Origin of the sequence: Rhodococcus sp. 15-725-2-2b (assembly GCF_002259075.1) — a bacterium.
Taxonomy (GTDB): Bacteria; Actinomycetota; Actinomycetes; order Mycobacteriales; family Mycobacteriaceae; genus Rhodococcoides.
This window is the reverse complement of record NZ_NPFL01000006.1, coordinates 795,531-819,619: the sequence shown is the minus strand read 5'-3', so window position 1 is coordinate 819,619 and position 24,089 is coordinate 795,531. Positions and strand designations below refer to the sequence as shown.

Genomic DNA, 24,089 nt, shown 5'->3' with positions numbered 1-24,089 from the left:
GGACCCTTGCACACGTCTCGACCGTGCAAGGGTCCATTCACGTTTCGGCCCGTCGTGGGTCAATGGACCACTGCATACGTCTGATCGCGTCAATGGTCCATTCACCTTCCGTGGGGCAGGGGCCACGCCCGCAGACGGCCATCGGAGTTGGTAGCGCCATCGGCCGGCCTTAACATCCGAGCCCGACAGCGTCGTCCACCTCGAGAGTGGTAAAGGCCAATTCATCCACAGAGTGGTCGTTGATCCACAGACCGCCCCCGGCAGCGCCGAAGGCGACGAACGTGTCGGAGCCGAATTCCACTCTTCAGGCATGAAGAGACGATTGTGGAACGCAGATTCATTGTTCGACCTGAGCTCGACCGGCGTTGTGACGCGCCGGCAGCTTCGTGAGGCGGGCGTGAGTGATGCAGCGATCGACAGCAGATGCGCGCCCGGCGGTCCGTGGCAGCGGTTGCTACCGGGCGTCGTACTGCTGCGCAACGGTCATCCTTCGACGCTCGAGCGCTCAGCCGCGGCGCTCGCGTACGGCGGACCGATGAGCATGATCACCGGCTGCGTCGGACTCGATTCGTTCGGATACGGGACCAACGGGTCCGCCGGGGAGGTTCATCTGCTGCTACCCGCGCAGATGCGTCGGGCATCGGTGTCTTTCGTGCGAGCAGAGCGCACGTGGCGGCTTCCGAAGCCCATAACCAAGGGCAGCATCCGCGTTGCTCCTCTGGTGCGTTCACTGGTCGACGCCACGCGGGCCGCGAAATCCGAGACACGGTGCGTTGCCCTGCTGACCGAGGTACTCCAACGAGACGGCGTGTCCATCGACGAGATCGCCACCGAATTGGCCGAAGGTCCGCGCCGCTACAGCGCACTCACCCGGCGTGTACTTCTCGAGCTGCGGGACAACGCGCACTCGGTGGCAGAACTCGAAGACCAACGCCTGTACCGAAGCAGCGGGCTGCCTCCGATGACACACAACTGCGACATCTACGCCCCAAGCGGAGAGTTCATCGCCAAGACCGACGGCTGGATCGACTCCGTGGCACTGGCACGGGAGATCGATTCCGTGACCCATCATCTGTCACCGGCCGACTACCAGCGGACACAAGCTCGACGCAACCGGATGCAGGCCCACGGACTGATCGTCGTATCTCATTCACCACAAGACATCCGCGATCAACCGACACAGGTGCTCGACGACTTACGAAAGAATTACCAACACGCTCTCGCCAGACCTCGACCGGATGTCGTGATGGTTCCACGCCAATCGGCCGGGTGAATGGACCATTGGACACGTCTGAACAGTGCAGTGGTCCATTGACACAGCCGCGGCTGGTGCGTGAATGAACCATTGCACACGTCTGACCGGTGCAGTGGTCCATTGACGCGAACGGGAGCGGAGCGACCCCGACAGACGAGGATCGCCCCACTTCGGTTCGACTAGATCGGAAGCAACGAGTGCTTGCGTGGACTCTTGTGGACTTCCTTGTCTTTCAGGATGTGCAGGGCCTTACGAATTTCGAGGCGTGTTTGCGAGGGCTCGATGACCGCGTCGATGTAGCCACGTTCGGCGGCGATCCAGGGCGTTGCCACGTGTTCGTTGTAGAAGTTGATGAGCTGCTTGCGCAGGGCCGGTGCGTTCTCTCCGGCCTCGGCGAGTTGCTTGCGACTCATGATGTTGATGGCACCTTCGGCACCCATGACGGCGATGCGGGCGGTCGGCCAGGCGAGGTTGATGTCGGATCCGAGCTGCTTCGAGCCCATCACCGCGTATCCACCGCCGTACGACTTGCGGATCACCACGGTCAGTTTCGGCACCGTCGCCTCGACGAAGGAGAAGATGAAACGGCCGCCGCGATGGATGACGCCGAGAGTCTCCTGGTCGACGCCGGGCAGGAAGCCGGGTGTGTCGACGAGGAAGATGATCGGAATGTTGTAGGCATCGCTGAGGCGGATGAAGCGGGCGCATTTGTCCGCTGCCTTGGCGTCGAGCGCCCCGGACAGGTGCATCGGCTGATTGGCGACGATGCCCACCGGCCGACCGTCGACGCGGGCGAAGCCGGTGATGACGTTCGGTGCCGTCTGGCCCGACAGTTCGTGGAATTCACCGTCGTCGAATATGCGCAGGATGATGTCGTGCATGTCGTAACCGGCGTTGTCGGCGTCGGGCATGAACGAGTCGAGCTTGCGATCGGATTCGGTGATCTCCGGCTCGAGCCCCGGGTTGATCACCGGCGACTCCTCCTGGCAGCTCGACGGCATGTAGCTCAGGTAGTTCCGGATCCACTCGAAAGCGGCCTTCTCGTCGGCAGCGACGTGGTGCACGTTGCCGTTGACAGCCTGGACGCGGGCACCGCCCAGCTCGTCGAGGCTGACGTCCTCACCGGTGACGGACTTGATGACGTCCGGACCGGTGACGAACATGTACGCCTCTTCGGTGGCGACCACGATGTCGGTGTTGATGGGCGCGTACACGGCACCACCGGCACACTTGCCGAGGATCAGGGAGATCTGCGGGCACAGACCGGACAGCGCCTCGTGGCGTCGACCCAGCTCGGCGTACCAGGCCAGGGACGTGACCGCGTCCTGCACACGAGCTCCACCGGAGTCGTTGATGCCGACGACCGGGCAACCCATCTTGATGGCGAAGTCCATGATTCCGGCGACCTTGCGGCCGAACATCTCGCCGACGGTTCCGCCGAACACCGTCTGATCGTGCGAGAACACGGCGATCGGACGACCGTCGACGGTTCCGTGGCCGGTCACGACGCCGTCGCTGTAGAGAGCGGCCGGGTCGTTCGGGGCCTTCACCAGTGCGCCGATCTCGACGAAGCTACCGGGATCGAGCAACGACTTGACGCGATCGCGGGCACTGGGGATGCCCTTCTTCGCACGCTTGGCTACGCCGATGTCGCCGGCCGGTTCCTCGGCCTGTTCGAGCTTCGTCCGTAGTTCGGCCAGCTTCTCCGCAGTGGTGCCACTCAAGATCTACGCTCCGGTTCTTGCAGACTCGATGTTCTCGAGCGTCTTCGACAAATGGGCCGCAATTTTTCCAATGTACGGCTCGTCGACGACCGCGAGGTGATCGCCTCCGACGTAGACGATCTCCAGGTCCTCGACCACCGGTCCCCAGCCACCGTGCTCTTCGCGGGTGGCGTACGCGGGCTCGAGAGCGATCGCGTCGTCGTGGTACTTGTCGGCCATGTACAGCGTCACGTGCCCGCCGTACTTCTTGAGCTCGGCCGTCTGGATGGCCCGATTGTCGAGCCACGACGTGCGCTGATGCTCGATGATCCCGCCGGGGATCTTGGCACCGCTGAGCTTGACCAGATCGGTGATGATGCGGATCTGTCCCTCGTCGTCGGAGTCGACCAGCTTGTCGTAGGGAATCGGGTAGTCGACGTTGTACGTCTTCTTCGCGAACGCCGCGTAGCGTTCCCAGCGCTTGCGCACCTCGTCCTTGGTGTCCGGGATCTGCGTGCCGGGCATGACGGTGTCGAGCAGCCCCACGTAGGCGACCTCGATGCCCTCTTCCTCCATCTGACGCGCGACCTCGTAGGCGAGGATGCCGCCGAGCGACCAGCCGACGAACACGTACGGTCCTTCGGGCTGGATCGCCTTGATCAGCGGCACGTACTCCGCAGCTCGCACGGCGATGGGGCCTTCGACGCGCTCGAGGCCGTACATCGGCGTGCCGGCAGGCAGCTTCCGCAGCAGCGGCTCGTAGGCGACGGTGGAGCTACCGGCCGAGTGGAACGCGAACACCGGTGTGGCTGTGGAGCCTTCGGGCCGGGCACGCAGATTGCGTACGACGCCGTCGATCTCACCGTCCTCGAGGTGCGGACGAACCTTGTCTGCGAGCTGTTCGATGGTCTCGGAGTCCAGGACGTCGTCGAAGGTGATCTCGCCGCCGGCCCGCTCGGTCAGACGAGCGGCCAGCTTCTCCGCCGTCTCGTCGTCGAGGATCGGCAGGGTGTTGAAGATTCCCTTGGCCGATTCCTTCGTCACCACAGCCCATGTCGCGAACGTCATCCGCTCGGCATTGTCGCGCGGAGGCACGTCGGATCCGGCGGCCTCGGCGAATGCTTCCTTGCCGCCGAGATCGGTCTGCGCCGCGGCAGCAACTGCCGGGGCAGCCTTCTCGACGGGAGTCGTGTCCTCGGCAACGGGAGCAGCGTCCCCGGCAGCGGGGGCAGGCTCGACGGCGGCAGGCGACGCAGCAGCCTGTTCGGCCGCCTTCTCCGCCGCCTGCTTGTCTGCCAGTGCCTGCACCTCGTCGCGGTTCTCGATCGCGTAGCGCAGGTACTTCTCCACCTCACGCAGGTTGGCGTCGCGCACGGCCTGCAATTGCACTGTGGGGATATCGAATTCGTACTCGACGCGGTTCTTGATGCGCACGGCGCTGAGCGAATCCAGACCCAGTTCGATCAGCGGAACCTCGGGCGGCAGATCCTCGGGCGCGTAGCCCATGGACTCCGCGACGATGACGGCCAGTCGGTCCTCGAGCTTCTGGTTGCCGTTCGGATCCCAGCGATCACCGAACGTCTCGACGACCTCCGGCAGCTCCTCCATGGGAGACGAGGAGCGCTCTTCCACAGCGACAACGGGTTCCGGTCGAACGTCACCCGAGGTGACGACGGCCTCGTGCAGCAGGGTGAACGCCGAGCCCTCGTGCGCGTGCACCTGTACCGACGCGCCACCGAGGTGCGAGGTCAACGTGGTGACGACCGTACCCGCCTTCGGCACGCCGGCGTGGGAGACCGAAACGCCCAGTGCCACATCGGAGAACACCTGCGACGCGGCCGCAGTGACCAGTGCATCGAAATCGGCGACGGCGGAGGCCTGGACCTCCCAGACGTGGCGGCCGTCCGGCAATGCGACGCGAGCACCGGGAACTCGCGCGTTACCGCTGGAGCTGACCTGCGAGTTCAGCCAGAACTCCTTGCGCAGGTAGGCAGTTCGCGGGATGTCCGCGTACGGGCCGGACTCGAACAGCGTTGCCAGTTCCAGTGCATGACCGTGAACGTACAGCTGCGCCAGAGCGGCGAGGAAGGTCTCTGACTCGTCCTCCTTGCGCTTGAGCGTCGGAATCAGAGTCGAATCGGCGACGCCTGCAGCCCAAGCCGTTGCGGCAACCGACATCAACGCGACGGGATTGGGAGCGAGCTCGACGAACGTCGTATGTCCGTCTCCCACAGCGACATTGACGGCCTGAGTGAACCAGACCGGATGACGCATTCCCTTGGTCCAGTACTCGACGCCGTGGATCGGCGCATGCCCGACGCGATAGTGGGCCTCGCGATCGACCGACGAGTAGACCCCGGCGGTGAGCTTGCCGGGTTCGATTCCGGCGAGTTCGGCGGCCAGCTCACCGAGCAGCACGTCGACGGCTGCGGTGTGTCCGGCACCCTTGACGTCGAGGAGTCGGGCCATCTTGCCTGCGGCCTCGGCCATCTCGACGAGAGCCTCGACCTCGGCGCGCGGTCCGCCGACGGTGGTGTGGGTCGGTGCTGCGTAAACGCAGGGCTCGACGTTGGGGAACTGATCGGTGAGGGTCTTGACCTCGTCGGGGGTGTACTCGACAAGAGCCATTGCGCCCTGCGATGCGGCTCCGAGTCCGTCCTGGCCCTCGGCCAGCAGTCGCGACCGGGCGTAGATGATGCGCACTGCGTCTTCGAGGTTCAGGCCGCCGGCGACGTATGCGGCCGCGACCTCACCCATCGAGTGTCCGATGACGGCCGACGGCTCGGCACCGTGGGCGCGAAGCGTTGCGGCCAAGGCGATCTGGATGACGAAGATGCCCACCTGGGAGTTCTCGAACTCGTAGGTCTGCGAGTCGTCGAGGATGATCTCGCGGATGGAGTAGCCGGCCTCGTCGACCAACAGTTCGTCCACCTTGTCGACCTCGGCGGCGAACACCGCGTTGGTGCGGTAGAGGCGCGATGCCATCTTGCGGTGCTGTGAGCCGAAGCCGGAGAACACCCACACTGCACCGTTGGAGGCCGGTGAGTCTGCGGAGAACACTCCGGGTCCGGGCTTTCCTGCGGCGATGGCGCGCAATCCTGCGATGGCCTCGGCGGTGGAGGATGCCAGAACCACTGCGCGCGAACGCCCGTGGTTGCGGCGGGCCAACGTGCGGCCGACGTCGACGAGAGGCGTCGTGCTGCCCTCTTCGGTTTCGAGCCAGTCGGCCAACTCTCCGGCGGCTCGCTTACGGCGCGACGGAAGGGCCGCAGACACAGCGAGAATGACTGTCTCCGAACCGGTTTCAGCATCGGACAGAATCGTCTCGGCCTCGGCTACCGGATCGGTTGTCTCGACATCCGAGACGGCAGGTCCAGGCTCGGGGTCGGCGACGATCGGCAGCTCGGCACCGGAGACGTCGGTGAGGCCTTCGACGAGAACGGCTTCCGGGTCCACGGCCGCGGGGTCGAATGCGCCGTCGGTCTCACCCGGGACGTACTCGCGCACGACGACGTGTGCGTTGGTGCCACCGAAGCCGAAACCGGACACACCCGCGACGGCCTTGCCGGTGTACCGCGGCCAGTCGGTGGCCTCCGGAATCACCTTCAGGTGTGCCTTGTCGAAGTCGATGTACGGGTTGGGGCCCGCGTAGTTCAGCGACGCGGGGAGCTTGTTCTCCTGCATCGCCAGGACGACCTTGATCAAACCTGCTGCGCCCGCGGCAGATTCGAGGTGCCCGAAGTTGGTCTTCGCCGATCCGAGCAGGGCCGGCTTGTCTGCGTCACGGCCGCGACCGACCACCCGACCGAGAGCGTCGGCCTCGATCGGGTCGCCCAGAATGGTTCCGGTGCCGTGCGCTTCGATGTAGTCGACGCCCGACGGGTTGATGCCGGCGTCGCGGTATGCGAACCGCAGCGCATCGGCCTGTGCGTCCGGGTTGGGCGCAAGCAGACCGTTGGAGCGGCCGTCCTGGTTGATCGCGGATCCGGCGATGACGGCGAGGATGTCGTCCCCGTCGCGTTCGGCGTCCTCGAGTCGCTTGAGCACGACGAGTCCGCCGCCTTCGGAACGGATCATGCCGTTCGCGTCGGAGGAGAAGGCCTTGATTCGGCCGTCGGGCGCGAGCACACCCGTCTGGCCGAAGCCGACGGTGATGGGCGGCGCGAGAAGCATGTTGACGCCACCGGCAACGGCCAGATCGGATTCGCCGGTACGCAGACTGCGCACCGCCTGGTGCACGGCGACCAGCGAAGACGAGCACGCGGTGTCGACGGCGATCGACGGCCCGCGGAAGTCGTAGAAGTAGGACACTCGGTTGGCGACGATGGCGGTGGACGTACCGGTGAGGGCATACGGGTGCACGGCCGGGTCGCTGACGGCGATGAGCTGGTAGTCGTTGGAGGAGCTGCCGATGAAGACGCCGACCTGGCTGCCCTTGATGGAGCTGGCCGGAATGTGCGCGTGCTCCAACGCTTCCCAGGTCAGCTCGAGTGCGAGCCGCTGCTGCGGGTCGACGTTGACGACCTCGTTGGGCGACATCGCGAAGAATTCGGCGTCGAAGGTCTTGACGTCGTCGAGGTAACCACCCTTGGTCACCGTTGCGGCCACCGCGGCGGCGATGACCGGATCGGAGGTGAATTCCTGCCAGCGGCCGTCGGGCAGATCGGTGATGCCGTCGCGGCCCTCGATCAGCAGCGACCACATCTCCTCCGGAGTCTGTCCGGTGCCGGGGAAACGGGACGACAGGCCGACGATGGCGACGTCGTGTGCGTCGCCGGAGTTCCCGCCGCTGGTGTAGAACGCGTCGTCGACGGTGCCGACAGGCTCGTCCGGCTCGCCCTCGATGATGATCTTGGCCAGCGAGGCGATGGTGGGGTGCTGGTAGACGACGGTGGCGGTCAGCGTGACTCCCACCAGCTCCTCGATCTCGCCGCTCAATGCGACGGCATCGCGAGAGGACAGACCGAATTCCTCCATCGGGCGGTCGTCGGAGATGGCCGACGCCGGTTGCCCGGTCGCGTCCGCAACCCAGTTGCGCAGCCAGTCCCGCAGCTGCGCAACCGTGAGGTCTCCGCCGTCCACGCGCTCGATTTTGTCTGTCTCTAGTTCAGCCATTACTCACCAAGTCGTGTCGGAGGAAAAACGGAGGGTGCGTCCGTCAGTCGGGCAGTTCTGCGTCCGGGAAGGCCGTCTGCTGGTAGCCGCCACGCAGCGTGCCCTCGATGTACGCGGCCTTGCATGCGCGTCGAGCGATCTTGCCGCTCGAGGTGCGCGGGATGGAACCGGCCGGGACGAGGAGGACGTCGCGAACGGTGACGCCGTGCCGTGCGGAGACCGCGGTACGCACCTCGTCGGCGATCGGAGCCGGATCTGCCTTGCCGGAGCCGGGTGCGCGCTCGGCGACGATGACGAGCTGCTCGGAGCTGTCGTCGGGGTCCTTGGTCAGGGCTGCGCCACTGAACTCGAAGACGATGTCCGGGAGCTGGTTGAGCGGGACGGCGAAGGCTGCGACGAAGCCGGGACGCAATGCCTTGCTGGCTTCCTGGGCCGAGAACTCCAGGTCCTGCGGGTAGTGATTGCGGCCGTCGACGATGACGAGGTCCTTGACGCGGCCGGTGATGTAGAGCTCGCCGTCGTGGTAAACGCCGAAGTCGCCGGTACGCATCCAGTTGCCACCCTCGGGAGCTCCGTCTGCGTGCGAGCCTTCGGGGTTGCGGTGGACGAGCTTGTTGTGGAAGGTCTCGGAGGTCTCGGTTTCGCGGCCCCAGTAGCCCTTGCCGATGTTCTCGCCGTGCAACCAGATCTCGCCGACGTGCTCGTCGGCAACCTCGGTGCCGGTCTCGGAATCGACGATGGCGGCCCACTGGCTGCGAGCGACGGTTCCGGTGGACACCTGCGGGATGGCACCGGGGGCGTCGGGGGCGACGACGACGAAGTTGCCCGCATTGAGCTCGACGCGGTCCACGTAGACAACCTTGGCCTCGTCGGCGTGCTTGCTGGTCGAGACGAACAGGGTCGCCTCCGCCATGCCGTACGACGGCTTGATCGCGGACTTCGGCAGACCGTAGGGACCGAACGCCTCGTTGAACTTCTTCATCGACGACGTGGTGACGGGCTCGCTGCCGTTGATCAGACCGATGACATTGGACAGGTCGAGGCTCTCGCCGTTCTTCGGCAGACCACGCTGGGCGGCGTGCTCGAACGCGAAGTTCGGCGCTGCTGCGAAGGTACCCGCGCCGTCGGACACCGCGGCGAGTTCCTTGATCCAGCGCCAGGGCCGCTGCACGAACGCACGCGGGCTCATGATGGTGATGTACTTGCCGCCGAGCGCCGGGAGAATGACGGTGAGCAGACCCATGTCGTGGAACATCGGCAGCCAGGTGACGCCGCGGGAGTCGTGGTTGATCTCCATGCTGTCGACCATCTGCAGCGCGTTGACGCCGACCGCGCGGTGCGTGATCTCGACGCCGGCCGGGGTCCGCGTCGAACCGGAGGTGTACTGCAGGTAAGCGATGTCGTCGAGCCCGGCCGTCGGCTCGACCCACGTCTCGCCGACGCTGTCCGGGACCGCGTCGACGGCGATGATCCGGGGGCGCTCCGCGGCGGGGAGCGCGCGGAAGAAGGCGCGTACGCCTGCTGCCGAGTTGCTCGCGGTGAGGATGGCGCTCGGCTTGCAGTCACCGAGGACGGCATGCAGGCGATCGGTGTGCCCTGGCTCGTCGGGATCGAACAGCGGTACCGCGATGGTGCCCGCGTAGATCGCTCCGAAGAAGGCGATGACGTACTCGAGGCCCTGCGGTGCCAGGATGGCCACTCGATCACCGGGCTGGGTGACCTGCTGCAGGCGAGCAGCGACAGCTTTGAGGCGAGTACCGAACTCGGCCCAGGTCAGCTCGTGAGCTTCGCCGTCACGTTCCCGGGAGTAATCGACGAACCGGTACGCGAGCGTGTCGGAATTCTCCTTCACGTTCACCTCGACGTGGCGGACGAGCGTCTGCCCCTCGCCGATGGTGATATGGCCGTTCTCATCGATGAAATCGTCGAACGTGTGGCTCATTACTTCAATCTCCTCCGACACGAATCCGCTGCCACACAGCCTGCGTGACCTGGGCCCGCACGACCGGCTACGTGCATGCGGACACCGAACAGCGTTTTATGTTACTGACTAGTAGCTCTTATGGTGTCGGTTTGGCACCTGGTTTGAAAGGCCAGCTACATGGTACCGACACGCGCCTACGTCACTCGCCTTTCAGCAAGTCGACAACCGGCGCGAATGCTTCCATTTGAGTAGGGAAAACCCCGACATAGGACATCGTCGTTCGCGCGCGAACGTTACGGATCTGATCGGCAATTTCCTCGTATGTCCCGAATGCGAGGTACGGAGACGACAGGATGTCCTCGACGGTGAGCTTGACATCGACGTCCACGTTCGGTGGGTAGCCGTTGTCGAGTGCCGCCAGCGCCATCTCGGCCATCTGCTCACGGTCGTCGGTGACGACGATCGTGGTGATGGCCCAGTTCAGTTCGATGTCGTCGAACCGATCGCCTGCTGCTGCACGAATGAGCTCGACACGCTCGAGGGTCTTCTCGATGGTCATGCCCGAGAGCAACAGCTTGCCCTCCTTCGAGGTGCTCGGCACCACGGAGATGATGTCGGCGTGCTTGGCCGCCAGGGCGAGCATCCTCGGACCGCCACCGCCGATACAAATGGGAGGACGCGGTCCCTGGCGGGGCCGAGGACTGCCCTTGAGTCCTGAGATCGTGTAGTGCTTGCCCTCGAAGTTGCATTCCTGACCACGCAACAGGACGTCGAGAATTTCGAGGGTCTCCTCCAGCTTCTCGATCCGCACGCCAGGGCGGTCGTACGTGATCCCCGCCTTGTCGTATTCCTCACGCATCCAACCCGCACCCAGACCGAGCTCGAGCCGCCCACCCGAGAGCACGTCGATGGTGGCCGCATCCTTGGCCAGCACCGCGGGATGTCGGAAGCCGTTCGCCAACACAGCAGTGCCGAGCCGAATCTTGTCGGTGGCCACGGCGAGCGCGCCGAGTGCTGCGATGGGACCGACCTGGTTGCCCAGGTGGTCGGGAATCATGAAGCTGTCGTAACCCAGTTCCTCGGCCTGTTGCGCCAGCTTGATGAACTTCCGAGCCCCGCCCTCCTCGGCGTTTCCCTCTCCGCCTGCAGCGAATCGGAATTTGCGCGGCCCTGCGGTCGCGGCCTCGGCGGAACTCATCTATTGCTCTCCTCGGAGTGTGCAGCGGTCTTGTTTCTGATGGCGAGAGCAGCCCGGCCGAGGCCGATCTGCGCAGGTCCAAGGCGCCACTCTAGCCGCTGACCCGAGTCGATCACACCGGCTGGGGGCTTCGCGGCCAAGGTTTGTGCGCGGCACCAGACCACTGCACGTCGCGTTGTGACGTTTCCGTTATCAAGCGCCGACACTCACGAATGCGCGGGCGTCGGGGCATTCTCGATCAGTCCGGCGGCCCACCCAGCGGTCCACTGAGTGGCCGTCGTACCGGATCCGTCGACGACGAAACTGTTGTACGACGCATGAACCGGGTTGCCTGCAGCCCCGATCAGAATCTGGATGCTTTGCGGAATGTTGCGGAGCGACAATCCATCCGACGGCGAAGAGCAGATCAAGTCTCCTGGTGCACAGATCTGGTTGGTCCGGTCGTCGAGGGAACCGAAGCCTCCTTCTCGACGCCCCGTCATCGTGATGCCGGGCAGGTCGAGTCCGCCGAGAGCGACCTCGGCACCGACGCCGTCGAGCGGAGCCGGAACATCGGTCCCGGAGACGCCGTCGCGTCGACCGTCGGCGATGAGGGTGACGCCCAGAACACGATCGGCGGAGATGGGACCGTTGCCCGCTCCGATGTCGGCCGCGATGTCGCCGGAGATGACCGCGCCCTGCGAGAAGCCGGTGAGGACGAAGTTGGTCAACGGGCAACGTGCACTGACATCGGTCATCTTCTGCACGGCGACGGCTTTGCCCTCGGTACGACTGTTGTTGTACGACTGCTGACCGTCCGGCGGCAGCGCGATGGGATTGGAGAACTGAGCCACGTACGGCACGGTGTAGACGTCGGCTCGCGAACCGGGGAACTGCTCCTGCAACGGGCGAGTGACGTTGAGCATCAACGACGCCGGATTGGCCGTCGGGTTGTACGGATCGTCGGTGGACGACGATTCCCAGGTTCCGGGGATGGCGATGACCTGGACGTCGGGGCAGTCGGCCGGCTGCGACGTCGGCTCCTCCGGTCCCGGTGGCACCGGGATGCCCGGTTCCTTCGGCAGCCGTCCGGCCAGCAGGTACCACAGGGCGACGATGATCAGACCGATGATCGCCGCAACGGCGATCACCGGAAGGATTCTGCGCTTACGCTTGGCCATCACCGCTGATCTCTACGGCCTGCAGTACGTCGCCTGCGCGGCGGCGATGTAGGTCTGGGCTGCCTGCTGAGCCTGCGTCTCGCTCATCTGCGTTCCGGAGGCGCTTGCCTCGACGCCGACGTTCGCGGTGACGAAGGTCGAGATCTCCTCCGCCGTGACGCCCTGCGCCTGCGCGGCACAGATGTAATTGGCCGTCGACACCGCGATGTCGCCGTTGCCCGCCGGGGTGATCCCCTGCTTCTTCAGCTCCTCCAGGAAGCTCGCGCCGCGGTCGTCGATCTGGCTTTCCGTCGGCCCGGGGAAATCGTCCGGGACGGGCTGCGGCTGCTCGGGCGGCGCGGTGGCCGCCTCACCCGGACTCGTGGTCGGCGCAGCAGTGGTGGTCTCTGCGGCCGACGTCGTCGACTCGGCCTCGGTCGTCGTCTCGGCAGCCGAGGTGGTGGTCGTCGGCGCTCCGGTAGCCGTCGAGTCGTCACTCCCGCAGGCCACCAGCATCGAACTCGCCGCAAGGGCGAACACACCGAGCGACAGAGTCCTGGTGAGGGAATTACGCGTCATCGATCGAAATCCTTCGGTCGTCGGGTCGCAGGCGAGAGTACCGCCACGCTCTGAGAAGACTCTGAGCTGATGTCGTTTCGCAAGCAACTACGGCGCGATCGTGGCAACGCCGTCCTTGACGGTGATGATGCCGAACTGGAAGTTCTGCTGCTTGCCGCCACCGTCGATGTCGAACTGATCGCTGGTGGGGTAGCCCAACCGGCCGCCCTCGTAGCCGACCGATCCCCATGCATCGAAGATCGGACCGTACGGGGTGGACCAGGCTCCGCTCAGCGGGCTCCAGTAGATGTTGCCCGTCTCGAACTGGTTGAAGCGTCCGCCGTCCCTGATCGGGCCGAGCTCGTTGGACTTGGGGAACCCGAGAGCTCCACCCTCCCAACCCAATTCACCGTACTTGCCCAGAATCATGCCCTGCACCGAGTGCACACCGGCATCGGGCGAGGTGTAGATGGCACCGATCTCGAAACCCTGTACCGATCCGGGCTTGGTCGGCGTCTGAACCTCGTCGAGCACCGGGTAGCCCAGCGGCCCGCCCTCGTAGCCCTGGGCAGCCCACTCGTCGAGCACAGCACCCTTGACCACGTGTGCGCCGGTCTGCGGCGTGAAGTAGACCATTCCGTTCTGGAAGGCGTTGAATCGTCCGCGACCGTCCGGAGTTCCGATCTCGCCGGTCGTCGGGAATCCGAGTGCACCCTCGGGGCCCCTGTTGCCCTGGTAGATGCCACCGATGGCTCCGGCGACGACCTGCGCACCGGTATCGGGAGTGAAGAAGACCCGGCCGAAGGTGAAGTCCTGCGCGCGACCTCCGGCCACGTTGTATTCGGCAGTCAAGCACGGTCCGAGCCACGAGTTGGCACCGCTCGCGTTGCCGATCATGCCGGCGACGCTGCACGCGGGCTTGTCGACCTCGACTCCGAGTGCGGTGGCGAGCTGCGGCCAGAGCTGATGCAGCTCGAACTGCCAGTACGGCCACGAGTGCGTGCCCGACGGCCGGTAGTTGACCTGAGCGGGGATGCCGAGCTGGTTGAGCTTGGTGGCGAAGGACTGCGAGGTCAGGCGCGAGAGGATCTCGAGCCCCATGCCGGCGTAGTTGGTGCTCACGCCCGGAATGCCCGACGGCTGGTCGTACGGTCCGGTCGAGCCGTTGCCGCTGGAGATGTAGAGGCTGACGCCCTTCAACTTGTCGGCCAGCAGGTACGGATCGTGCTGCGCCCACAGGGAGTTGGACGGCGAGCCCCACATGGCGCTCGAGCTGTAGCCGCCCGCGTCGGTCATCGCGTACTGGATTGCCTGCGGCATGCCGAGCGAGGTGGTGGTCAGGATGCCCGAGAGCGAACCCGCGAACTTGAAGAAGCCGGGGTTGCGCGCGGCGAGGAACATCGCGGACGTACCGCCCATGGACAATCCGACGACTCCGCGGGTGTCGGTGCTGCGCCAGTCCCGCTCGAGAATGGGTGGGAGCTCCTGGGTCAGGAACGTCTCCCACTGGTAGTTCTTGCCGTTGTCCTGATCGAGCCAGTCGGAGTAGAAGCTGGACTGGCCGCCGATGGGGAGGACCACGTTGACGTTCTTGTCGGCGAAGTACGACTCGGCGTCGGTCTCGGCCGTCCAACCGTTCTCCTGGTCGGTCGCGCGCAGACCGTCGAGCATGTACACCTGCGGGAACGTGGCCTGCGGGTTGATGTTCCAGTCACGCGCGAGCAACAGCTGAACCTGGATGGGCGTTCCCATCGAGGGCGACTGGATCCACAGCGCGACGCGACGATCGGAGAGCCAGTCCACCGACGTGACGGTGGCACCGGACGTCTGCGTGTAGGCGGGGCCGGCCAGCGCGACAGGGGCCGTCCGCGCGATGGGGGCAGCGGAGGCAACGGTCGTCGTCGCGAAGGGGATCATCAGCGCGGAAGCGACGGTCAGTGCTGCTGCCGCTCGCCGAGCCCGTGTACCGGCCGATGTAGTCCGACCGAACCGAACAAGCTCAGTGCGCATGATGGTGACTCTCTTTCGACGTGACTTTCGAAGGTCTCCTATCGAGACATGCTTCGTATGTCTTTCTACACGTGCCCGATGCCGACGAGCAGCAGACGCGCTGTGACTGGTGGTGCAATTGTGAACTGAGTCGGCATCGCGACCGCGGCCGGGACCGAAAAATGCCGCCCGGCGCACAGACGCGGGGCGGCATTTCTCGAAGAACGACTACTCGATCGGTGTCAGGCGTTGAGCGCGTCCAGGATCTGGCCGCGAGCCTTCCACAGCTCGGCTCCCCAGTACGGCCATGCGTGAATGCCGTTGGCCGGGAAGCTGTACGTGGCCGGGATGCCGAGAGTGTTCATGCGGATCTGGAATGCACGGGTGTTGGCGAGCGAGAGTGCCTCGAGCGCCATTCCGTTGGCGGTGTTGTAGAAGTCGATCGGCGCGGCCGGGCGATCGAACTCGCCGGGCAGCCCGCTGGCTGCCGAGATGTAGAGGGACAGGCCCTCGAGTCGCGGCGCGAAGACGAACGGGTCGTTGCGCAGCCACGCCGGGTTCCAGGGCGGTCCCCACATGGAGTCGACGTTGAAGCGACCGGCGTCCAGCATGGCGACGCGGATGGCCTCGCGCATGCCGGGCGCGGAGATGTTGAGGTAGCCCGAGAGCGAACCGGCGAACTTGAACTGATCGCGGTGGTACGCGGCGAGCGTCAGTGCTGCCGAACCACCCATCGACAGTCCGAGCACACCGTTGTTGCTGCGCGAGACACCGTAGTTCTCGAGGAACGCGGGCAGCTCCTGGGTCAGGAACGTCTCCCACTTGTAGGTGACTTCCTGGCCGTTGAAGTTCGACGAGGTGTACCAGTCGCTGTAGAAGCTCGACTGACCGCCGACGGGCATGACCAGGGTCACGTCGTCGTTGGCGAACTGATCCTGCGCGTTGGTCTCGAACGTCCAGGCGTTGCGGTCGTCGCGGGCACGCAGCCCGTCGAGCAGGTAGAGAGCGGCGTTGCCGCCACGGGCCGCCCACTGGACCTGAACCTTGATGGGGCCCATCTCGGACGGGACGATCAGGTCTTCACGGCCACCGGCAGGGGTCTGATGCGCGACGGGAGCGGGTGCTGCGACAGCGACCGCTCCACCGACGACACCGGCTGCGAGGGGAAGGACGAGCGCTGCAGCACCGACGCCGAGCAGGCGCTGACGCCAGCGTGAAGACGCCTTCGGTGTTCTGCTGAGGCCGGCAAATCGCATGAATCGTGCTCTCTCTCATCTACGCGGTCTCCGCGACGTGCGGCCCCCGGCAATCGAACAGGGCTTTCCTGGTGGCCCCTCCGGGCCGAAGGACGACGTGGTCCTGAAAAATCGGAGGTTCTGCTGTGAAACAGGCGAACCGCTCGATGGAGGTTATTCCATCGAGCGGTTCCAAGGCAAAACTGTGATCAGCGTCCCAGTTTCACCTCGACGTTTCCCCGAAACAGGAGACTATCCTGCTCGGTCCCCGCTGAACAGCCCTGAAAAGTCGTGAAGTTTCACGAAGGGCCGAGAAGCGGGCGAAACGACCGAAATGATCCGTGAGCGGCTCAGTTACCGATGTTGGCGCTCAGGTCCGGTGCCATGATGCGGATCTGCTCGCCCCAGTAACCCCACTGGTGGGTACCGACGGCCGGGAACGCGTAGGTGACGTTGTTGGCACCGATGCTGGCCATCCGGATCTGGAACGCCCGACTGTTCGCCAGTGCGATGGCCTCGAGGCCCATGCCGTTGGCGGTGTTGTAGTAGTCGATGAAGCTCCGCGGGCGATCGAGTCCGCCGGGCAGGCCGCTACCTGCGAACACCCACACGCGGGTTCCGTTGTCGCGCAGACGAGGGGCGAAGACGAACGGGTCGTTGCGCAGCCACGCCGGATCCCACGGCGGTCCCCACATCGCGTCGATGTTGTAGCGACCGGAGTCGAGCAACGCCAGACGCATCGCTTCGCGCATGCCGGGAGCGGAGATGTTCAGGTAGCCGGACAGCGAGCCCGCGTAGCTGAACTGGTCCGGGTGGTAGGCCGCGAGAGTCAGAGCAGCCGAGCCACCCATCGAGATACCGATGACGCCGTTGCGGTTGGGGTTGAAGCCCCAGTTCGCGCGCAGGTTCTCACGCAGGTTCTGCGTCAGGAAGGTCTCCCACTTGTACGTGGTCTGCTGGCCGTTGAAGTTCGACGGTGCGTACCAGTCGGAGTAGAAGCTCGACTGTCCACCCACCGGCTCGACGACGTTGATGTTCCAGGAGGCCAACACGGCACCGGCGTCGGTCTCGTGCTCCCAACCGGAGATGTCGTTCGTGGCCCGAAGACCGTCGAGGAGGTAGACGACGCGATTGGTGTTGCCGTCCGCGGCGCGCCAGACGCGGCTCTTGATCGGACCCATGCTCGAGTCCGTCCAGACGTCGATGGCATTGCCGTCGAAGGCTGCGTTGGCAGTTGCGCCACCGCCGGCTACAGCCAATCCCAGTGGGAGGACCACCGCCATCAGCATGGACGTGGCGGCGCGGCGGCCCCAGGACCCACCCCGCTTGTCCTCGGACCGGCTCTTCCTTCTACCCAGCATGCACTCGACCTCTCAGCTGCTTCATCGTCACATCGGTTACGCAATCAACGCTTGATCTCGCAAGTTCACCATGTCTGCCGTCCGACCCTCGGGTCGGTCGCACACACATCCTCAGCGCTTATCGCACCGAGGGCGGCCACCGTTACAGGATCGAGATAGCTCATCTTGGCGTCGAGACCATTTCGGCGCAACCCGGTGACCTTTTCGTGTTCGGACACCTAATTGTCCGCCTTCAATATCGGGGCCGGAAGATCACATCGTTGTATTTCGTATTTCGGCACCCGATCGAAGCGATATCCGGCATAGAAGAGCGAACGCTTGAAATTGCGAACGAACAGATCCTTCGTCAGCGGGGCCCGATACGAGGTGAGCAGCTCCTGGGTGTCGGGGCAGGTCAACGCCACCTGAGCCTCGGTGACCCAGTCCTCGTCCATGTACCAGGGCAGGTACGGATGGACGGCGACGAGTCCGAGATCGGCCACCACCCAGTCCGGATACAGATTCTTGTCGTGCCCGATCCGGCCGTTCTCGAGCCGCTCGGTGTGCGACGCCAACGGGTATGCCAGCCCCATCTGGTCGATGACCCGCACGTCGAGGCCGACGTTCATGCTGGTCATTCCGAGGTTGAGGAAGAAGACGGTGTGACCGAATCCACCCTCGGGGATCGGCAGCGGCGGTGGAACGACATCCCAGTACGTGAACTGGGCCGAGGGCAACAGCAATCCGCCGTCGGGAGTGTCCTCGATCGCCTCGACCATCCCTCGCATCCGCGGGTAGTCGAGGTAGTCCGAAGCCAGAATCGGATGAGCGTGCCCGGTGTTGAGCGAGTAGAACGCCCGCTCGTCGACGATGCCACTGCGTCCGACGATCGAGCCCTGCGGCATTCCAGTCGTGTTGGCCGCCACGACGGCCCAGATCACGATGCCGGCCCAGACAAACAGATCGGCGACGAAAACCGCTGTGGCGCGGTCTGCAGCCCAGCGTTTCGGGAGAGCGACCGGCAGCACGGAAATCGGCAACAAAAGCGTGAACAATGCCGGCAACAATGTCCGACCGTGCATGAAATCGCCGCCGACGCGAATCGAATACAAAGCCAACAGAAGGCCACTGATCAACACGAAGACGACCACGGCGGTCGGCGTCCGCAGCGCGGCGAGCCAGCCGCCGACGGTACGGGGCAGGGACAACCGCACTCGCGAGGCCGACAGCACGGCACCGACGACGAGCAGTATCAGTGGCAACCACAGCAGATACGGGCCGACGAGGTTGGACAGGTACTCGAACCCCTGCGACCACTTGGCTCCGCCTGCATCCTTCGACACCGCGGTGTTGGGGTACGGCAGGCCGTAGTAGCCCATGCGCCAGATCTGATAGAGCACCGGCACCGCACCGGCGAAAGCGAACACTCGCAGCCTGGACAACCAACTCTGCGGAGCCAGGAAGATCATCGCCAACGCCAGCACCGCCACGATGGACAGTTCCGGACGCACCAGCGGGCCGAGCCCGGCGAAGAAGGCCAGCAGCAGCAGCTCGACGCCACCCGACCGTCGTTGACCCCACCGGACCATCAGCAGCCACAGCATCGCCAACCAGAAGATGACCAGGCAGGTCTCGAGGCCGGACGTCGCGAAGTCGCGGGCGGGCGGAACCGCGATGTAGACCAGGACTCCGGCAGGCAGGAACAGAGTCTGCGACGCGGTGCGACCACGCAACGCGAACGTGCCCATCATCGCCAGAACGACGGCCGCCGTGGACAGGATCAGTGCGATCGTCAGGACGACGTACTCGAGTCGACCCTCGCTGAGCCAACTGCCCGCGTACACGAGGTAGGTCCAGATGGTGCTGGTGTTGGTTTCCACGCGCTCGCCCGCGTTGAACACCGGTCCGTTGCCTGCCAGCAGGTTGCGGACGGTACGCAGAACGATCAGGCCGTCGTCGGCGATCCAGCGGCGCTCCCACGCACCCCAGAGGAACAACGCCCCGGTGACCACGGTCCCGATCCAGAAGACGGGCCTGGTGATCGATGCCCGAGCGGAGTTCTCTTCTCGCGCGTCTCGCTGGTCAGGCGAGGTAGACAGCGACACCAACCACTCCGATCCACGCTATGGCGAGTAGCTGCAGAACCCTGTCTCCCAACGCGATCTCTTCGGGTTCGCCTGCCTCGCCGCCATCGACATCCACTGCGTATCGCAGGATTGCGATAGTAAACGGAATCATCGAGATGGCGAACCAGTTGGCACCCGTGCCCGCGTCTTCCTGGAACGCCCACAGGCCGTAACAGATGACGACGGCGGTCGCGGACAGTGTCCAGACGAATCGCAGGTACGTGGTGGTGTAGTTCTCGAGCGATTTGCGGATCTTCGCTCCGGTGCGTTCGGCCAACTGCAGCTCCGCGTAGCGCTTGCCTGCCGCCATGAACAGCGAGCCGAACGCCATGATCAGCAGGAACCACTGCGACAGCGGGATCGAGGCGGCGACGCCACCGGCGATCGCACGGAGCAGGAAGCCCGAGGAGACGATGCAGATGTCGAGCACGGCCTGGTGCTTGAGACCGAAGCAGTATGCGAGCTGAATCGCGATGTAGACGCCGATGACCAGCGCCAGTTTCCAGTTCGCGATGAACGAGAGGCCGATGGCGAGACCGAGCGAGACAACGGCCATCGCGTAGGCGATGTTGACCGGCAGTACGCCCGCGGCGATCGGTCGAAATCGCTTGGTGGGGTGGGCGCGGTCGGCTTCGACGTCCATGGCGTCGTTGACCAGGTAGACCCCGGACGCGGCGAAGCAGAACACGACGAACGCGAGCGCGACGGACAGCAGAACGTCGGGGTCGGTGACCGAGCCCGCCGCCAGCGGTGCGGCCAGCACCAGTACGTTCTTGACCCACTGACGCGGACGAAGCGCCTTGACGATGCCGTCCGCCAGGTTCTTCGGCGGTGCGCCTACGGGTGCGGCATCCTCGCTCATTTGTCTCCTTCGAACTTCACGACGGCCGCAGCCGTCAACGCGCCGAGTGCCGATCCTGCCAGCACGTCGGTGGGGTAATGGACTCCGAGCACCAAGCGCGAGAGCAGCATGGGTGGGACGAGGACCGCCGGTAACGGTAGCCCGGTCACCCGGCCGAGGAGAACCGCGGCGGCTGTGGTCGATGTCGCATGCGAGGACGGAAAGCTCAGCTTGCTGGGCGTCGAGACGTTGACGCGGACGGCCGGGTCGTGAGGACGTGGCCGGCGCACGATGCGCTTGATCACGATCGACGCGGCGTGGGAACCCACTGCCCCTACCGCCACCGAGGCCCATTGACGCCGACGCGGCCGGTCCAGTGCAGCTCCGATACCGGCGATCGCGACCCAGCCGAGGGCGTGTTCGCCGAAGTGCGACATGCCGCGGGCGACGGTGATCGCGCCGGGGGCACTGCCGACGGTGCTCTGCACCTTCTCGAGGATCCTGACTTCCGTCGGAGCCTCGGTCTGTCCCTTACGCCTGGTGACGAAAGACACGTTCCCACGTTTCCTTACTGGTCAGGTGCGGCACGGCATCGCGGTACCGGGCCTTGAGGGCGGGGAATTCGGCTGCCAACTGCTTGCGCAGCGTCAGGGCTTCCTTGAGCAGCGCCGCAGCCTGCTGACGATCCCGCTTGCGGTACACGACGCCCCGGCCGTCGGCGGTGGTGACGGTGACACCGTCGACCTGGGACAGCAGGAACCAGCGCGCGTCGAGAGTCGGGACGTTGAGCTGCGGGCGGTCGTGATGCTGGGTGTGCGCAGGCTTTGCGTTGTGCAGCAGCCCTTTTGCCAAGCGGCCGATCTTGGCCAGTGGGTTGGTCGGCAGCCCGACGGCTCCCACCTCCTCACCGGACGCGAGCGGCAGTTCGGTGGAGCTGCCGACGACGACCGCGTCGGGAAACTCCTTGCGCAGTGCGTGCACGGTCGGCAGCGCGGTGGGCAGGATCTCGAGGATGTGCTCGGGGCCGGCGAGGAAGTCGCGGATCGCGAGGTTCTGGATCGCGACGGTCGAGTACTCGAGGCACAACAGATGCTTGACCGTGGCCTTGATCGTGTCGAGCACCAGCCCCTTGCCGTCGCCCGGCATGTGCAGCGATGCGACCACCAGGCGGTTGCGCAGATGGAAGTACGCCTGCCAGTCGATGGCGTCGTCCTTGTCGCTCCACGCCATGTGCCAGATCGCCGCACCCGGCAGCGTCACCGTCGGATAGCCGGCTTCCCGTGCGCGCAAGCCGTATTCGGCGTCGTCCCACTTGATGAACAGCGGCAGCGGCTGCCCGAGTTCCTCGGCGACGACCCGCGGAATCATGCACATCCACCAGCCGTTGTAGTCGACGTCGATGCGGCGGTGCAGCAGTTTGCTGGTGCGCAGTGGATCCTCGGAGAAGTCGTGGTCGTACTCCACGTTCTGTGCGCCGGTCCACATGAAGTTGCTGCGATCGATCACTTCGCCCATGACGTGCAGGTGACTGCGCGCCTGCAGGTTGAGCATCTGGCCGCCGACGAGTGTGGGGACCTTGGCGAACCGAGACATGGCCAGCGCCCGCAGAATCGAGTCGGGCTCGATCTCGATGTCGTCGTCCATGAACAGGATGTGTTGGCAGGCGGTGTTGTTCAGCGCCTCGTACATGATGCGGCTGTATCCGCCGGACCCGCCGAGGTTGGCCTGATCGTGGATGGCGAGCCTGCCGCCGAGGGCCGCGGCGGCCTCGTCGAATCCGGGCTCGTCCTTCGCCTTGCGGGTGCCCTGATCGGGCATGATCACGGCCTGGATCACGTCCAGCACCAGGGGGTCCGACCCAAGTGCGACAAGGGCTTTGACGGCGTCGGTCGGGCGATTGAAGGTGGGGATGCCGACGGCGACGGTCGCTTCCCCCGGAGCCTCGATCGGGGCATACCAGCCCGCACTCTCGAGCACCACCTCGGAGTCGGAGGTGATGTCGAACCAGATCCAACCGCCGTCCTCGAACGGACCGAGGTCGATCAGAAATTCCTGGGCCGCATCTCCGTCGACCGCCTCGCGGCCCTCGACGTGGATGCGCGACGCGTCTGCCTTGGACCGGTAGACGTCGATTCGGCAGTGGCCGGAGACCTCGACGCGGAGCACCACCGACTTCAGGACGCTGTAGCGCCGCCAGTAGCTCGCCGGGAATGCGTTGAAGTAGGTGCAGAACGACACCTCGGACTCGGAACCGATGGTGACCGAGGTTCGCGAGAGCGAGTGTGCCCGTTTGGCATTGGTGAGCGCTTCTTCGAGGTACAGCGTGCGCACGTCGAGCGGTTCACCGGAACGCGGAAGCAGTACGCGCTGCAACAACGACTTACCCAGAACCGGCGCGGCATCGGTGATGCCGTCCTCGAGCAGGTGCTTGGCGGTCACTTGTCGCCTGCCAGAGGAGCACCGGTCTCGAAGTGCGGAACCAGGGTGTTCTCGTACATGTTCAGTGCGCTCGCGATGGCCATGTGCATGTCCAGGTACTGGTACGTGCCGAGGCGTCCACCGAACAGCACTTTGCTGGACGCTGCTTCGGCCTTGGCGCGATCGCGGTAGGCCTCGAGCTTCTGCCGGTCGTCGGGGGTGTTGATCGGGTAGTACGGCTCGTCGCCGCTCTTGGCGAAGCGGGAGAACTCACGCATGATGACCGTCTTGTCGGTCGGGTACTGGCGCTCGGGGTGGAAGTGCCGGAACTCGTGGATCCGAATGAACGGCACGTCGCCGTCGTTGTAGTTCATCACCGGGGTGCCCTGGAAGTCACCCGTCGGGAGTACTTCGGTCTCGAAATCGATTGTGCGCCAGCCGAGTTCGCCCTCGGCGTAGTCGAAGTAGCGGTCCAGTGGGCCGGTGTAGACGATGGGAGCGTCGGGGCTCTCGGCCACGAGCTCGGCTTTGACGTCGAACCAGTCCGTGTTCAACCGGACCTCGATCTTCTCGTCGGCGGCCATCTTCTCGAGCCACGCTGTGTAGCCGTCGACCGGCAGGCCCTCGTAGGTGTCGTTGAAGTAGCGATTGTCGAACGTGTACCGCACCGGCAATCGGGTGATGTTGCCCGCGGGAAGATTCTTCGGATCGGTCTGCCACTGCTTGGCGGTGTAGTCCTTGATGAAAGCCTCGTAGAGCGGGCGTCCGATCAGCGAGATCGCCTTCTCCTCGAAGTTCTGCGCGTCCTTGGAGTCGAACTCGCTGGACTGCTCTTCGATGAGGGCGCGCGCCTCGGCGGGCGAGAAGTACTTGCCGAAGAACTGCGAGATCAGGCCGAGGCCCATCGGGAACTGATACGACTGGCCCTTGTGCAGAGCGAAGACACGGTGCTGGTAGCCGGTGAAGTCGGTGAACTTGTTGACGTACTCCCAGACCCGCTTGTTCGAAGTGTGGAACAGATGGGCACCGTACTTGTGAATCTCGATGCCCGTCTCGGGCTCGGCCTCGGAGTACGCGTTGCCGCCCAGGTGATGCCGCCGATCCAGCACGAGGACACGCTTACCCAACTGGGATGCCGCCCGCTCCGCCACGGTCAGTCCGAAGAACCCGGATCCGACGACGATGAGGTCGTATCGGCCGGTCACGGAGGCGTCGGAAGAGGTGGTCTCGGGGCTTACAGCAGTCACG

15 protein-coding genes are annotated in these 24,089 nt (G+C 65.0%); 1 reads left to right on the top strand and 14 read right to left on the bottom strand.

All coding sequences use genetic code 11. From position 1 onward, the window contains the following. The first annotated feature begins 310 nt into the window (after window positions 1–310). Complete coding sequence (locus CH306_RS09735) at window positions 311–1,273, top strand: hypothetical protein (RefSeq protein WP_094646380.1); 963 nt, start codon at window positions 311–313, stop codon at window positions 1,271–1,273. Window positions 1,274–1,434: 161 nt separating this feature from the next. Here the strand turns inward: CH306_RS09735 and CH306_RS09730 are convergent, their stop codons facing one another. From CH306_RS09730 to glf, 14 genes are all read right to left on the bottom strand, one after another. Continuing rightward, complete coding sequence (locus CH306_RS09730; protein WP_032396431.1) at window positions 1,435–2,979, bottom strand: acyl-CoA carboxylase subunit beta; 1,545 nt, start codon at window positions 2,977–2,979, stop codon at window positions 1,435–1,437. A 3-nt stretch (window positions 2,980–2,982) separates the two neighbouring features. Further along, window positions 2,983–8,073, bottom strand: coding sequence for a polyketide synthase Pks13 (gene pks13 / locus CH306_RS09725; RefSeq protein ID WP_094646379.1), 5,091 nt, complete (start codon window positions 8,071–8,073; stop codon window positions 2,983–2,985). A gap of 43 nt (window positions 8,074–8,116) precedes the next feature. After that, window positions 8,117–10,015 (bottom strand): long-chain-fatty-acid--AMP ligase FadD32, encoded by a 1,899-nt coding sequence (fadD32, locus tag CH306_RS09720; RefSeq protein ID WP_032396433.1) that lies wholly within the window; start codon window positions 10,013–10,015, stop codon window positions 8,117–8,119. A 181-nt stretch (window positions 10,016–10,196) separates the two neighbouring features. Beyond that, a complete protein-coding gene (locus tag CH306_RS09715) occupies window positions 10,197–11,195 on the bottom strand; it encodes an LLM class F420-dependent oxidoreductase (protein ID WP_094646378.1) in 999 nt (332 codons plus the stop codon). Window positions 11,196–11,401: 206 nt separating this feature from the next. Further along, window positions 11,402–12,355: a cutinase family protein gene (locus CH306_RS09710; RefSeq protein ID WP_094646377.1), complete on the bottom strand. Its 954-nt coding sequence runs from the start codon at window positions 12,353–12,355 to the stop codon at window positions 11,402–11,404. 12 nt (window positions 12,356–12,367) lie between these two features. Further along, on the bottom strand, window positions 12,368–12,913 hold the full coding sequence (locus CH306_RS09705; protein WP_032396436.1) for a DUF732 domain-containing protein: 546 nt from the start codon (window positions 12,911–12,913) through the stop codon (window positions 12,368–12,370). A gap of 87 nt (window positions 12,914–13,000) precedes the next feature. Then, window positions 13,001–14,902 carry an alpha/beta hydrolase-fold protein gene (locus tag CH306_RS09700; protein WP_082073872.1) on the bottom strand — a complete coding sequence of 634 codons (1,902 nt, stop codon included), beginning with the start codon at window positions 14,900–14,902 and terminating at the stop codon, window positions 13,001–13,003. A gap of 221 nt (window positions 14,903–15,123) precedes the next feature. Beyond that, window positions 15,124–16,137: an alpha/beta hydrolase gene (locus tag CH306_RS09695; RefSeq protein ID WP_045197995.1), complete on the bottom strand. Its 1,014-nt coding sequence runs from the start codon at window positions 16,135–16,137 to the stop codon at window positions 15,124–15,126. 329 nt (window positions 16,138–16,466) lie between these two features. Then, the gene (locus CH306_RS09690; protein WP_176459410.1) at window positions 16,467–17,477 is read right to left on the bottom strand and encodes an alpha/beta hydrolase; all 1,011 of its coding nucleotides are present in this window, start codon (window positions 17,475–17,477) and stop codon (window positions 16,467–16,469) included. Between the two features lie 218 nt (window positions 17,478–17,695). Beyond that, the gene (zomB, locus tag CH306_RS09685) at window positions 17,696–19,561 is read right to left on the bottom strand and encodes a flagellar motor control protein ZomB (protein ID WP_094646376.1); all 1,866 of its coding nucleotides are present in this window, start codon (window positions 19,559–19,561) and stop codon (window positions 17,696–17,698) included. Beyond that, entirely contained in the window at window positions 19,539–20,444 is a 906-nt protein-coding gene (locus CH306_RS09680) for a decaprenyl-phosphate phosphoribosyltransferase (protein WP_045197991.1), read from the bottom strand. The genes zomB and CH306_RS09680 overlap by 23 nt, the downstream gene beginning before the upstream one ends. Continuing rightward, on the bottom strand, window positions 20,441–20,977 hold the full coding sequence (locus CH306_RS09675) for a phosphatase PAP2 family protein (protein WP_094631872.1): 537 nt from the start codon (window positions 20,975–20,977) through the stop codon (window positions 20,441–20,443). Before CH306_RS09675 ends, CH306_RS09680 begins: the two co-directional genes overlap by 4 nt. Then, the gene (locus CH306_RS09670; RefSeq protein ID WP_094646375.1) at window positions 20,955–22,862 is read right to left on the bottom strand and encodes a glycosyltransferase; all 1,908 of its coding nucleotides are present in this window, start codon (window positions 22,860–22,862) and stop codon (window positions 20,955–20,957) included. The genes CH306_RS09675 and CH306_RS09670 overlap by 23 nt, the downstream gene beginning before the upstream one ends. Then, window positions 22,859–24,088, bottom strand: coding sequence for a UDP-galactopyranose mutase (gene glf, locus CH306_RS09665; protein ID WP_179272795.1), 1,230 nt, complete (start codon window positions 24,086–24,088; stop codon window positions 22,859–22,861). The genes CH306_RS09670 and glf overlap by 4 nt, the downstream gene beginning before the upstream one ends. Between the last annotated feature and the right edge of the window lies 1 nt (window position 24,089).